Annotated in this window: 13 protein-coding genes; 3 read left to right on the top strand and 10 right to left on the bottom strand. The window is 40.8% G+C overall.

The window, feature by feature from the left end; all coding sequences use genetic code 11:
* Positions 1 to 162 precede the first annotated feature (162 nt).
* Positions 163 to 1,062, top strand: a complete 900-nt coding sequence (locus tag IGI88_RS03750) for a LysR family transcriptional regulator (RefSeq protein ID WP_005234023.1) — start codon at positions 163 to 165, stop codon at positions 1,060 to 1,062.
* Positions 1,063 to 1,206: 144 nt separating this feature from the next.
* Here IGI88_RS03750 and IGI88_RS03755 read toward each other — a convergent pair whose 3' ends face one another.
* From IGI88_RS03755 to IGI88_RS03775, 5 genes are all read right to left on the bottom strand, one after another.
* A complete protein-coding gene (locus IGI88_RS03755) occupies positions 1,207 to 1,833 on the bottom strand; it encodes a restriction endonuclease (protein ID WP_008380529.1) in 627 nt (208 codons plus the stop codon).
* Between the two features lie 492 nt (positions 1,834 to 2,325).
* The gene (locus IGI88_RS03760) at positions 2,326 to 2,589 is read right to left on the bottom strand and encodes a type B 50S ribosomal protein L31 (RefSeq protein WP_008380527.1); all 264 of its coding nucleotides are present in this window, start codon (positions 2,587 to 2,589) and stop codon (positions 2,326 to 2,328) included.
* 99 nt (positions 2,590 to 2,688) lie between these two features.
* Positions 2,689 to 3,984 carry a transcription termination factor Rho gene (gene rho, locus IGI88_RS03765; protein ID WP_005233978.1) on the bottom strand — a complete coding sequence of 432 codons (1,296 nt, stop codon included), beginning with the start codon at positions 3,982 to 3,984 and terminating at the stop codon, positions 2,689 to 2,691.
* A gap of 2 nt (positions 3,985 to 3,986) precedes the next feature.
* A complete protein-coding gene (locus IGI88_RS03770) occupies positions 3,987 to 5,246 on the bottom strand; it encodes a UDP-N-acetylglucosamine 1-carboxyvinyltransferase (RefSeq protein WP_005233977.1) in 1,260 nt (419 codons plus the stop codon).
* Positions 5,247 to 5,419: 173 nt separating this feature from the next.
* Positions 5,420 to 6,289, bottom strand: a complete 870-nt coding sequence (locus IGI88_RS03775; protein ID WP_005228297.1) for a class II fructose-bisphosphate aldolase — start codon at positions 6,287 to 6,289, stop codon at positions 5,420 to 5,422.
* Between the two features lie 368 nt (positions 6,290 to 6,657).
* Between IGI88_RS03775 and IGI88_RS03780 the strand changes: the two genes are divergently transcribed.
* Positions 6,658 to 7,113 carry a YehR family lipoprotein gene (locus tag IGI88_RS03780; RefSeq protein WP_005233973.1) on the top strand — a complete coding sequence of 152 codons (456 nt, stop codon included), beginning with the start codon at positions 6,658 to 6,660 and terminating at the stop codon, positions 7,111 to 7,113.
* A gap of 263 nt (positions 7,114 to 7,376) precedes the next feature.
* On the opposite strand, the gene IGI88_RS03785 is transcribed toward IGI88_RS03780, so the two are convergent.
* On the bottom strand, positions 7,377 to 8,984 hold the full coding sequence (locus IGI88_RS03785) for a CTP synthase (RefSeq protein WP_061053230.1): 1,608 nt from the start codon (positions 8,982 to 8,984) through the stop codon (positions 7,377 to 7,379).
* Between the two features lie 748 nt (positions 8,985 to 9,732).
* Between IGI88_RS03785 and IGI88_RS03790 the strand changes: the two genes are divergently transcribed.
* Positions 9,733 to 10,413: a hypothetical protein gene (locus IGI88_RS03790; protein WP_008380519.1), complete on the top strand. Its 681-nt coding sequence runs from the start codon at positions 9,733 to 9,735 to the stop codon at positions 10,411 to 10,413.
* Between the two features lie 55 nt (positions 10,414 to 10,468).
* Here IGI88_RS03790 and IGI88_RS03795 read toward each other — a convergent pair whose 3' ends face one another.
* The 4 genes from IGI88_RS03795 to IGI88_RS03810 all read right to left on the bottom strand — a co-directional run bounded on the left by IGI88_RS03795 (position 10,469) and on the right by IGI88_RS03810 (position 13,463).
* The gene (locus IGI88_RS03795; RefSeq protein WP_016612795.1) at positions 10,469 to 11,176 is read right to left on the bottom strand and encodes a zinc metallopeptidase; all 708 of its coding nucleotides are present in this window, start codon (positions 11,174 to 11,176) and stop codon (positions 10,469 to 10,471) included.
* A 94-nt stretch (positions 11,177 to 11,270) separates the two neighbouring features.
* Entirely contained in the window at positions 11,271 to 11,603 is a 333-nt protein-coding gene (locus IGI88_RS03800) for a zinc ribbon domain-containing protein YjdM (protein ID WP_005233964.1), read from the bottom strand.
* A 182-nt stretch (positions 11,604 to 11,785) separates the two neighbouring features.
* Positions 11,786 to 12,445 carry a methionine ABC transporter permease gene (locus IGI88_RS03805; protein WP_429960221.1) on the bottom strand — a complete coding sequence of 220 codons (660 nt, stop codon included), beginning with the start codon at positions 12,443 to 12,445 and terminating at the stop codon, positions 11,786 to 11,788.
* Entirely contained in the window at positions 12,438 to 13,463 is a 1,026-nt protein-coding gene (locus IGI88_RS03810; protein ID WP_061053231.1) for a methionine ABC transporter ATP-binding protein, read from the bottom strand. The genes IGI88_RS03805 and IGI88_RS03810 overlap by 8 nt, the downstream gene beginning before the upstream one ends.
* Positions 13,464 to 13,474 lie beyond the last annotated feature (11 nt).

The following is a 13,474-nucleotide window of genomic DNA, read 5'->3' on the forward strand; positions in this document are numbered from 1 at the left end:
AGCGGCCGCAGTAATTGTGTTTTTATTCACAATGTTTATTACCGTTATTATAGCTTTTCCCTCTCCGTACTTCTAATTGTTTTTTCTTTATGGATCTATAGATAAAAGATATAAGTCTTGTGATATACTGATAAAAAAAGAAGGATTTTAGAGGAGGTTTCTATGAATCTTCAGCATTTAAAATATTTTGATATCCTTGCTAGAGAAGAACACTATACACGTTCGAGTAAATTGCTCAACATCACACAACCAAGTCTCAGTAATGCCATTTCACTTTTAGAAGATGAGCTAGGTGTACAACTCTTTGAAAAAAACGGACGAAATGTGATCCTAACCAAGCCTGGAAAAATTTTCCATGAACATGTTATACGAACGTTAGAAAACTTAGATTCGGGTATCGATACAGTAACAAAAATCAGCAAAGGCTTTGGGCATATCAGCTTTGCTTTTTTGCAAGTCCTCGGTACATCTTACGTACCAAAAATCACTAAACAATTTCTTGAAGCAAATCCTGAAAAAAAGATTCAATTTGAATTTCACTCAGATAGCGTCAGTACCGAAACAGTCCAAGGACTAAAAACCTTGCGCTATGATCTCGGTATTTGTTCCTACATCACCAATGAACCAACCATTGAATTCGTCCCGATTGCAAGTCAAGAACTTGTCGTGATCACCGCGTTGGATCATCCTCTCGCACAATTTGATGAAGTCTCTTTGGACGACTTAGCAGAATATCCCCAGATTATTTTCAGCAAAAAAAGTGCCTTACGTGAAATCATCGATGACCTTTATCAGCGTAACAACGTCAGCTATCAAGTAGCCTACGAAGTCAAGATCGATCAAGTGATCGCTGGACTAGTCAGTCAAGGATTGGGGATTGCTATCATCCCCAATATGACGATGCTTGACTCTTTGCCCCTTAAGCGAATCAAACTTAATGGCATCAGTTGGGAGCGATACTTTTATTTAGCCTACAATAAAGAGACTTACTTACCACCTGTAGTCAGCAATTTCAAAGAATTTATTTTGGCCCATGCAAATCCGAAACAGATCGTTTATTGAGTGACTGGGTGGGTGAAAAACAAAGCTTTAGAAAATAGGAATAAAACTATGTTCCCGCCTTTTTTTGGCGTTTTCACTTAATAAAAAACAGACATTCATTAATGGAATGTCTGTTTTTTATTGCTTATTCTCTTGTTCTTTTTCTCATGACGAATAATGAAAAGAGCTATACTCACCGCACGTTTCGCAGATATAGTAATAATTGCGCTTCTTCTTATTGTAGAGTTTCAACTTCTTCCCATTTTTACAACTCTTGCATTCTTCTAATTCCGTCAAGGTTTTATAATAAAACAACTCACTGATCATCTCTGGATAAAAATGTGCAAGCAGCTCAATCAGTTTTTTTCTATCAACCAACAGTAGATTATCACCGGCTATTTCTAATGCTTGATCTGTAAAAAAATGTGTAGTGATGAAAAGCCCATTGGGAAACCCTTTGTCTGGAAAAATCCCTTTAAATGCGGCAACGAGTGGCTTACTGATCCGCTCCGTTGTTTTTTGCGGATTCCAGGCTTTACATTGGACCGCTATTGCCTTTTTATTATTAGAAAAAGCATACACATCAATACCACCATCTTTGTAACCATCGATGTTTTGGACGGTATATCCCATCTTTTGTAAAATACATTCAGCAATATAATTCAAATCCTCTGATTTACAGGTTTCTAATTGAGCCACAATCTTTTTCAATTTTTTCGGGTATGTACGTTCATTATGGTTGCTTAGTTCTGGGAAATTAATGACTTCCTTCTTTTTCTTAAATGAAAACATGTCTCTTCCTTTCTTGATTGTTTTGGATGTGATTCGTTAAAGCATAGCTAGTGAGTGGTCTTTAATTATGTAGAATAGAAACTGGTTCTTAAAGAGAGAACTATCTACTTTTCTCAATAAAAATCGTGTGAACTCGATAAAATAAGTCAAAAATAAGAAACTTATAACGGAATATTATTAATTTAATGATAATTTTATTCAAGATAAATGTCAATTGAAGTTTGAATATTCAATAATAATCGACGATTAAATCAAACCACTCTTGATCATTGCTCCATTTCGAAAATTACTAGATAGGATTCGTTACAGTGCTAATTTCCACATTCTTGCCTACAGATTTATTGATTCCTTTTACTTTGTTTGTAACAGATTCTGAATGGTTTCTTTCGGTTTAGCAGTTGAGTGTCTATTACCTATAAAAACAAAAAAGGTTTCCCTCGTAAAAGGGAAACCTCAGAAATGTTATCGAAACAACATTTACATTTATTTGTCTTATTCTGCAGCGTTGTTGTCTTTGAGACCGTATTTTTTGTTGAAACGGTCCACACGTCCGTCTGCTTGTGTGAATTTTTGACGTCCAGTGTAGAATGGATGTGAATCAGAAGTTACTTCGACACGGATCAATGGATACGTGTTGCCGTCTTCCCACTCAACAGTTTCTTGAGAATTCTTTGTAGAACCTGATAAGAATTTGAAACCAGTAGTTGAGTCCATGAATACAACTGGATGATAATCTGGATGGATATCTTGTTTCATTTCTTCTTCTCTCCTTTGCCCTGGCTCATTTGCTTCACCAGAGTTGATTTGTCGATTTTACAACATGACTATCTTACCATGTTTGGATTTTAGATGCAATTATCTTTTTATATTTCTTTTTGGCCGCTTGTCTCCGAAATGGACATCATGAAAAGCCGCTAAAAACTCTTCATTCTTTTTCGTTTTGCGCAAGAATTGAATGAATTGTTCTGTGAACTCCAAGGAATCCCCCAACATGTTGTTGCGTAAGCGCCAAGTTTCTTCCAATTGTTCACTGCTCATCAGCAATTCTTCTTTACGGGTACCAGATTTCTTGATGTCGATCGCTGGGAAGACCCGGCGTTCTGCGAGGCTGCGAGAAAGCTGCAGCTCCATATTGCCGGTTCCTTTAAACTCTTCATAGATGACATCATCCATGCGGCTGCCGGTATCTACCAAAGCTGTGGCAAGGATCGTCAAACTACCGCCTTCTTCAATATTGCGGGCAGCGCCAAAGAATTTCTTCGGTTTGTACAAAGCAGCTGGATCGATCCCGCCGCTTAGTGTACGTCCGCTTGGAGGAACGACTAAGTTATAAGCTCTCGCCAAACGAGTGATACTATCCATCAAAATCACGACATCACGCTTGTCTTCCACCAAGCGCATCGCCCGTTCTAGTACCAATTCTGAAACACGGGTATGATTGCTAGGCTGTAGGTCAAAGGTTGAAGAAACCACGTCACCCTTGACACTACGTTCTAGATCAGTTACTTCTTCTGGACGCTCGTCGATCAAAAGTACGATCAATTCCACCTCAGGATAGTTGTCAGTGATCCCATTGGCAATTTCTTTCAATATACTGGTTTTCCCAGCTTTAGGCGGGGCAACGATCAGTCCCCGTTGACCAAAACCCACTGGCGCCAGCATATCGATCATCCGAGTCGAAAGACGTCCTGACGTTGTTTCTAATTTTAAATGACGGTTCGGATAAAGGGGCGTCAGCGCTGGAAAATGCGGGCGCTCTTTGGCATCTTCTGGATCTTTGCCGTTAACAGACTCAACGTGCATCAATCCATAATAGCGTTCAGATTCCTTAGGCGGGCGCGCCTTACCGGCGACTTTATCGCCATTACGCAAACTAAACCGACGAATCTGTGAAGAAGAAATATAGATATCTTCTGCACTCGGTCCATAGTTGATTGGACGTAAAAAACCATAGCCTTCTTGGCCTACGATATCCAAGATTCCTTCCATATAAAAGAAGCCTTGTTTTTCCGCCTGCGCCCGTATCACAGCCAATGACAATTCTTTTTTATTCATTTGGCTGTAATAAGGAATTCGAAACTCTTTGGCAAAGGTGTAGATCTCTTTTAAGGTTTTGTTTTCCAACTCTGCCATCGTAAGATAATCGCTCATAATTACTCCTCTATCATTTGAATATCAGCTCCAAGAGCCGTTAGTTTTTCGATGATATGATCATAGCCGCGCAAAATGTACTCGACATTAAAGACGCTAGTCGTGCCAGTCGCCATCAATCCGGCAATAACTAGACAAGCCCCTGCCCGCAAATCAGAAGCGACAACTTCTGCTCCGTGCAATTGGCTCGGTCCGCTGACAAAAATCATGTTGCCTTCTGTCGTTGCTTGTGCGCCCATCCGTGCTAATTCAGGAATATGGTTGACCCGTTTGGCATAAATCGTGTCCATAATCTCCGATGTTCCCTTTGCTTTTAGCAATAATGGTGTGATCGGCTGTTGCAGGTCTGTGGCAAATCCCGGATAAGGATAAGTTTTCACAGTCGCTGGTTTCAACTCTTTTGAGGGATGCACATAGATTTCATCTTCGCTGATATCCATTCGCACACCGATTTCTTCCAATTTCGCAATGTAGCTTTCTAGATGCTCATAAATCACATTTTTGACTGTAATGCCTTCACCCGCTGCTGCGGCTAAAGAAAGATAGGTTCCTGCTTCGATTCGGTCTGGAATAATAGAATGACGACAACCGTGCAGTTCTTCCACACCTTCGATACGAATTTCATTGGTACCTGCACCTCTGATTTTCGCTCCCATATTATTTAAAAGGGTCGCGACATCAATGATCTCAGGTTCCCGTGCAGCATTTTCAATGATCGTTTTGCCTTTGGCTCTTACTGCTGCCAGCATTACATTGATTGTTGCTCCGATGGAGACCATATCTAAGAAAATCCGTTCGCCAGTCAAGCCTTCTTCTTCGGTACGCAAATACATGGCGCCATGCTCGTTGGTGACTTTTGCGCCAAGTGCTTCGAAGCCTTTGATATGCAAATCGATTGGTCGCGGGCCTAAGAAACAGCCGCCAGGCAACCCAACGACGCCTTCACCAAACTTCGCCAATAATGCCCCCATGAAATAATACGAAGCCCGTAGACTATTGATTTTTCCGTTAGGCATCGGGATCGAAACGATATTGGTTGGATCGATCTCTAGCGTATTGTTTTCAAAATGGGTCTTCACGCCCATGATTTCGATAATCTCAATTAATGAGTGCACATCTTGGATGTCGGGCACTCCTTCTAAAATGACCGGTGAATCAGCTAAGATCGCTGCCGGGATCAATGCGACTGCACTGTTTTTTGCGCCGCTAATGGTGACTTCACCTTTTAAGGGACGATTGCCGTTGATGACAATTTTTTTCATTGAATTCCACCTATACTCTTTTTTAATTTATGTGTATCATTCCAATTTTAGCACAGATTACACAAAGAAAAAAGATGCAGTATATTTTTGATCCCCGCATCAAGAATATTTTCTTAGAAAACAAAAAAACTCTTAGAATCAGTGATTCTAAGAGTTTTGATCTTTGATTAAGATTAAGCTTTACCAGCTGAACCGAACCAGTCGATGTGTTCTTCTGCATCTTTAACGATTGCAGCAACACCTGGTGCTAATAATTTACGAGGGTCGAATCCTTTGCCTTCTTTATCTTTGCCAGCTTCGATGTATTCACGAGTTGCTTTAGCAAATGATAATTGGAATTCAGTATTTACGTTTACTTTAGAAACACCCATTGAGATTGCTTTTTCGATTTGGTCTTGAGGAATACCAGAACCACCGTGTAATACTAATGGTACATCAGAACCTACTGCATCAGCGATTGCTTGTAAGTGGTCAAAAGCAAGGCCTTTCCAGTTTTCAGGGTATTGACCGTGAATGTTACCAATTCCGCAAGCTAGGTAATCAATACCAGTTGCAACCATTTGTTTACATTCTTCGATGTCAGCTAATTCGCCAGAACCGATGATTCCATCTTCTTCTCCGCCGATTGAACCAACTTCACACTCAACAGAAACGCCTTTTGCGTGTGCTTTTTCGACAACTTCTTTAGCCAATTTCAAGTTTTCTTCAAATGGTAAGTGAGAGCCATCAAACATAACAGAAGTGTAACCAACTTCGATACATTCCATTGCTGCATCGTAATCACCATGGTCTAAGTGGATTGCAACTGGAACAGTGATGTTCATTGAATCAACCAAGTTTGTAACGATGTCTTTAGCAACTTTGTATCCGCCCATATATTTGGCAGCACCCATTGAAGTTTGGATTAGAACTGGCGCTTTTTTCGCTTCAGCAGCTTTTAAAATCGCTTGTGTCCATTCTAAGTTGTTTGTGTTGAATCCGCCGACTGCATATCCGCCTTGACGAGCAGCTTTTAAGAATTCAGCTCCTGATACTACTGGCATAAAAAATTCCTCCTAAGTTTTGAAAAACTTTATTTGTTAAGCAATGCTTAACCGACAATGCTATTTTAGCAAAGATTTGCGGTATTTGCTACTAAAAAGAGGAATTTCTCTTTTCAAAAAAAGATTGCACAAATATAAAAATCCAGCATTTTCATCATCTTTTCTGAAAGTCTACGATTCTGTAAGGTTTTTCTCTTCTGTCTGCGGTCGTTAGATAACAAATCGGCATGTGAAAATTCGAGAAAAATTTCACATATTTTTTCGTCATTTTATCATAATCTTCCAGTAAATCCTTCCTTCTTCTCCTCTGAGCATAAGAATAGCCTTGTGAAAGCGGCTATATTATTATGTAAAAAAGGAGGGATAAAATGAAAAAAGCGCTTATTGGATTTTTGGCAGTCATCGGGGTTCTTTTCTTGGCAAGTTGCAGCTCGGGGGCCAAAGAAGAAACCAAAACATTCACAATGGATCAAAATGGGGTTTCGATGGAACTGGTCTTCACTTATGAAGGCGATAAAGTAAAAACCCAGACTGCGAACAATGTCATGCCGTATTCAGCGATTGGGGTAACGACCAAAGAAGAAGCACAGACGGTACTTGATCCGATCGCAGAGCAGTATCAGCAAGTCAAAGGGTTGGACTATTCCCTCGACTATACAGATAGTGAAGCGACTGAATCATTGACCATCAATTATGATGAGTTGGATTATGATTCAGCGAAACAATTGCCTGGGGTTAGTTTTGAAGGAAACACCGAAAATGGGATCAGCATGGAACGTACAGAGGAAATGCTCTTAGACCAAGGGTATAAGCTAAAAGAATAATCCTCTCTAGGCACCAGCAAATCAACATGCGTTACCGCTGGCGGATTTCATTCGAACTGTTAGCGAAAAAAATAATGCATCAGTCAGAAACTTCCGGTCGCTTTGACGGAAGTTTTTTTGTGTGCAAAAAGGGATAGCTTCTACCAACGCTCAAGCAAGTTTCAACCTTTTACGGATTACTGGGATCGCGCAACTCAAAAAACTCCCCATCTTGAGATGAGGAGTTTCGCACATTCATTGCTTGATTTTGCCGCTAGCGATTATTATGCTCGGCGGTTGTCTAATGAAGCTCCAACAAAGGCTTTGATCAAGCGTTGTGGGCGAGTTGGACGAGAAATCAATTCTGGGTGGAATTGGCAACCCACGAAGAATTTGTTTTCTGGAATCTCAACGATCTCAACCAAACGATTGTCTGGTGACACACCTGAGAAAACCATCCCGTTTGCTTCAAAGATTTCACGGTATTTGTTGTTGAATTCATAACGGTGACGGTGACGTTCCTGAACAACTTCTTCTCCGTCATAAGCTGCAGCTGTTTTGGTGCCTTTCTTCACTTTACATGGGTACAAGCCTAAGCGCAATGTCCCGCCTAAGTTTTCGATGTTTTCTTGGTCAGCCATCAAATCAATGATATTGTTGGCTGTTTCAGGATCTGTTTCTGCGGAATTGGCATTTTCCAACCCAACGACATTGCGGGCATATTCCACACAAGCCATTTGCATCCCAAGACAAATACCTAAGAATGGCACATCATTTTCCCGAGCATAACGGATCGCTTCAATTTTCCCTTCAATCCCACGATCACCAAATCCACCAGGAACAAGGATCCCGTCTACTTCACCTAAGTAAGACTCCACATTTTCCCGTGTGATTTCTTGGGCTTTGATCCAATCGATCTCGATGTCTGCATCAAAGGCAAAACCAGAATGTTTCAAGGCTTCGACAACCGATAGATAAGCATCTGGCAATTCCACATATTTTCCAACTAACGCGATGCGTACTTTTTTCTTCAAATTCAGCACCTTTTCTTCCAATGCTTGCCATTCAGTCATGTCAGCAACTGGTGCAGTCAGTTTCAAATGATCACACACGATTTGATCCATGCCTTGCGCTTGCAGTGCCAATGGGATCGAATACAGGGTCTCAACGTCACGAGATTCGATCACGGCTTCTGGTGCCACGTCACAGAATTGTGCCAATTTGTTTTTTGTTGATTGTCCTACAGGTTGTTCTGTCCGAACGACCAAGATATTTGGTTGAATCCCTAAGCCGCGCAGTTCCTTCACACTATGTTGTGTCGGCTTTGTTTTCATTTCGCCTGCTGCTTTCAAATAAGGAATCAGCGTCGTATGGATGTACATCACGTTGTCCGCACCTACGTCTGCCTTCATTTGACGCAAAGCTTCTAGAAACGGCAATGATTCAATATCCCCTACTGTTCCGCCGACTTCTGTGATGATCACATCTGAATCAGTCATTTTGGCTGCCCGCATGATTTTTTCTTTGATCTCGTTGGTGATGTGCGGGATCACTTGAACAGTCGCGCCTAAGTATTCTCCTTTACGCTCTTTCCGCAAAACTTCTGAATAGATTTTTCCAGTTGTTACATTTGAGTATTTGTTCAAATTGATATCGATAAAGCGTTCATAGTGACCTAAGTCTAAGTCGGTCTCTGCTCCATCATCGGTTACGAATACTTCACCATGTTGATATGGGCTCATCGTTCCTGGATCGACGTTGATGTACGGATCGAATTTTTGAATGGTTACTTTCAAGCCGCGATTTTTCAACAAACGTCCTAATGATGCTGCTACGATCCCTTTACCAATAGAAGAAACCACACCGCCGGTTACAAAAATATATTTTGTCATAAACTGAAAAACTCCTTTAATCTATTTTACAGGAAAAGCATTTAGAAAATAATAAAAGCTCCCTATCCATAAATGAATAGGGAGCGAAAATTCTAAATCACTTTCTGACTCTTGTAAAGAGTGCCCAAACAGAATGATACATTCTCACCTCACAAATGTCAAGAAAACTTTATCTGATTTTTTCAGAAAAAACGGAGGCTTCCAAACGAAGCGCTTTACGCTTCGTTGCAGCTGGTTCCTCCTTTTTCACACTGGCATTCTAAGGTTACTCTTTCTTAAACAACCTTCATGTTTTCTGCACAACTTTTTGCAAATTTTTCATTGCTTCTTACGAAATCGTTGAACTCTCTTTGGCATAATACAAAGTGTAGATGAAGTCTGGCGCTTTACTCGTTTTGGTAAAAATGATCGGAACATATTTCTGGTTATTTTTGGCAAAGACGAGGTGCAGGTTCGATTCCTGCCTTCTACGCTAAGATAATTTTTCTTTTGCAGGATAGAGCTAACTATTCTGCTATTTTTGTCTGCCAAGTAATGTGCTCTGAATGATTATTCCCCAATAAGGAGTGCCCTCAATAAATATCAAAATTTGATTGCGCTTTTTGGTTATCTTTGAGATTATAGATATATATTTAAATTATTTTTTTGTGGTATCTTCCGGTAATCATTTACCGATAAGGAAACAATCAAATTCTATTGTCTCCCAAAAGAGATTCTATAGAAGCCACAATTTTGGAGGAAGAAGACAATGACTGCTAAAAACCAAAAAGCACCAGATACTGTCAAGACACTAATCCGGTCTCGAAATCCTTTACAGATTTTTTTCGCATTCTTGCTCGTGATAGGGCTACCTACCATGCTTTATTGTTATTACTATAATTACAGTCCTTTCCCTAGTAAAAAAGTAGCTGGCGTCCCCAATAATCACCTTGTTCAGCTAGAGAACCCTATGGACCTTTCTAGTTTATTGTTGGATTTTGGCTCACAACTGAAATTTAACACAGTGGCTGAGTCCATGACGGTTTACTTTGATTATTATCAAAAAGGGGAGATAAAAGAACACAAAATAGTCGCTTCCCTGATAACAGAGCCAAGAAGTGATTATAATGGCTATTTGAACATAGGAATTACTAAGAGCGATTCTCTACTCTTCGTTGATTTATTTTCAAATGGTTCCTCATCAAATACAATGACCGACTTATCTAAATTCCACTATACGTCCCTTGGAGAAGATAGTTTATCTCCCACTGGAGCTAGCACTAGTATTCCCAATAACGAGCTTAACATTGAGAAAAAACAAGAAATTCCGTTGCTTTATATTGCCAAGGGCGGTGACGTCAAACTATATGCTGAAATGGAAAACAATCTATCTGAAGAAAATTTAAAAAGCGTTGAAAACGTCTATTACGTTTACTTAATAGTAGAATAACGAAAAAAGACCAGTTCAGGATGCTGAGCTGGTCTTTTTTCTGTCACACTGTCGATTAATTCCGACGGTTGTTATTACCAAATAAAATAATCAAACGTAAGAGTTGCAATAAGGTTGCTACGGCAGCTGCGACATAGGTCAACGCTGCGGCAAAGAGCACTCTTCTCGCTTGTGGTACTTCCTCTTCTGTTAACAAGCCACCATCTGCCAAAATACGGATCGCCCGTTTTGAGGCATCGAACTCGACTGGCAAGGTCACTAATTGGAAAATAAACGCCAATGAGAAAGCCAACAAACCTAAGTTGATCAGAAACGAGCCTCGTAACAGTACCCCGATCAAAATCAACGGGATCGAGATGCTGGTTCCGATATTGGCGATCGGTACGATCGCATGACGCAAACGCAAAGGAAAATAGCCTTTGGCATCTTGGACTGCGTGACCACACTCATGGGCCGCAACACCGATTGCTGCTACCGAAGTTGATTGTGCGGTGGATTGCGATAAACTCAACATTTTGTTGCCAGAATTGTAATTATCCGTCAAATCACCAGCGATCGCTTGCACACCAACATTATTGATTCCTTGGCTCTGCAAGATGTACTGCGCCGCTTTTGTGCCGGTAATATTATTTTTACTTCTGACTTTGTCATATTTGTTAAAGGTACTTTTGACATACGCTGACGCTGCTAGCGAAATCACCATACCGATAATTACGAGAATGAAAGTCGGGTCATAAAAAAAGCCGAACCCGTATCCGCCCATACCATACACGATAAAATTCCCCCTTTTAATCTTTGACCTTATTTTACCATTAAAGTGGTGAAAAAATTATGAAGATGACTGGAAGATTTTGTTTTTAACCTTTTTTTACAAATTCTGATTTTAGTTTCATTGGGCCGAAGCCATCGATCTTGCAATCAATGTTATGGTCGCCTTCGACTAATTTGATGTTTTTCACTTTCGTTCCTTGTTTGATGGCGCCAGATGCGCCTTTGACTTTCAAGTCTTTGATGACCGTTACTGTATCACCATCTACTAAAATATTGCCATTGGCATCTTTGTATACGGGTGCTTCTTCCGCCGCTTGTTGCTCTTGCCATTCGTTTCCGCATTCAGGACAAACAAACAGCCCGCGATCTTCATAAGCGTATTCAGATTGGCAATTTGGACAATTAGGAATTTGAGTCATAGTGTTGCTCCTTTAAAATATAATTTTCGCTGTAAAAAACAACTCACCATCAGCATACCGAAAAACCACTAGTGGTGCAACCAAAAATCAGTGACCTGTAAGTAAAAAAAATCGCTTCTGTAGAGTAATAACAGAAGCGATAACTCAAGTGTATTCGAAAAGGAACTACAAAGCGTTGGGTATTATTTTGAGAAATGATTCGCACAAGCATCGCCGACCCACTGGATGATTTGTACCAGAAGAATCAGCAGGAGAATCACCACAATCAAAATCGCCGTTTCATAGCGATAATAACCATACTGAATCGCTAAATCGCCAATGCCGCCTGCGCCAATCGTTCCCACCATCGCCGAGTAGCCTAAAAGACTGATCAAAGTTAACACAAATCCGCGAATCAAAGCTGGCAGACTTTCTGGTAAAATCACTTCGCGAATAACTTGCCCCGTCGATGCTCCGGAAGCGACACTAGCTTCAAGGACGCCAAAGTCGATTTCGGCAAATGCGGATTCAGCGATTCGGGCGTAAAAAGGAATCGCGGCAATCGATAAAGCAATCGCTCCGCCCGCCGGGGTATAAGGATCACCGATCAGCACCGCTGATAACGGAATCAACGTAATCAATAAGATCAAAAATGGTAGCGAACGGATTGCATTGACGACAAAATCGGCCAGATGATGCAAGAAAACATTTTTATGAAAAAGGTTACTGCCGACTAAAAACAGGACTAATCCAATCAATAAGCCGAAAACTACTCCTATAATTGCTGAAGTTCCCACCATGAAGAATGTTTCCCATAGTGCTTGGGGCAGGTTTGTTTTTAAAATCTCAAGCGTATCAGCCATTTTCTTCACCTATCTTTCTTAGAGAAAAGACGTTCGCAGCTAGGTATTCTCGGGCTTTTGCTGCTTCTTCGGCGGGTCCGGTCAAATAGATATACAAAATACCGATCACATCTTTTTTGATATACTCAATTTTTCCGTGGATAATATTGATCGACACATCATAGGCTTTAGCTACAGTCGAAATCAGCGGTTCTAACGTATACTCACCTTGATAGCGCAATTCCAGCAAGTCGCCTTCAGTGAAGGATGCTAGAATCTCCTCGGGAAGCGTCAGATCCAAGTAGCGACCTACCAGTTTTTTCGTAATAGGCTGTTTAGGCTGACTGAACAAGCCGTAGGTCGTTTGTTCTTCAACGATGCGCCCCTTTTCCATCACTGCTACCCGATCAAAAAACTTGCGAGCAACATCCAATTCATGGGTGATAAAGACGATGGTGATGCCTGTCTGTTCCTTGATTCGGATCAATAATTTCAAAATTTCTTCAGTCGTTTCAACATCTAACGCACTGGTAGCTTCGTCACACAACAAAATCTCAGGTTCGTTGGCAATCGCTCGTGCAATGCCGATCCGTTGCTTTTCTCCCCCAGACAAATTATTCGGATACTCGTGAATTTTGTGAGGCAGATCCACCATTTCCAACAGTTCCTTGATCCTCGCTTCTTGCTTTTCTTGCGGATAATGTCCAGCACGCAAAGCAAAGGCTAAATTTTCCTTGATGGTTCGATTATGGATCAGATTGAAATGCTGAAAGATCATCCCGATTTTTTGTCGTACTTCACGCAAGTGTTTGCCTTTGGCTTGCGTGATGTCTTGACCATCAATCAGAATTTGACCGCTAGAGGGCACCTGCAGTAGATTCAACGTACGAACCAAGGTACTTTTCCCAGCCCCGCTCAATCCGACGATCCCGTATACTTCTCCAGCTTGAACGGAAAAATCAACGGAATCCACTGCTTTTTTGATTTGTTTTTTATGAGTGAATGTCACTGATACTTGTTTTACTTCTATTTTTGCCATAAGATATGCCC

This window comes from Enterococcus sp. AZ179 (genome assembly GCF_050498885.1).
Classification (GTDB): Bacteria; Bacillota; Bacilli; order Lactobacillales; family Enterococcaceae; genus Enterococcus_D; species Enterococcus_D entomosocium.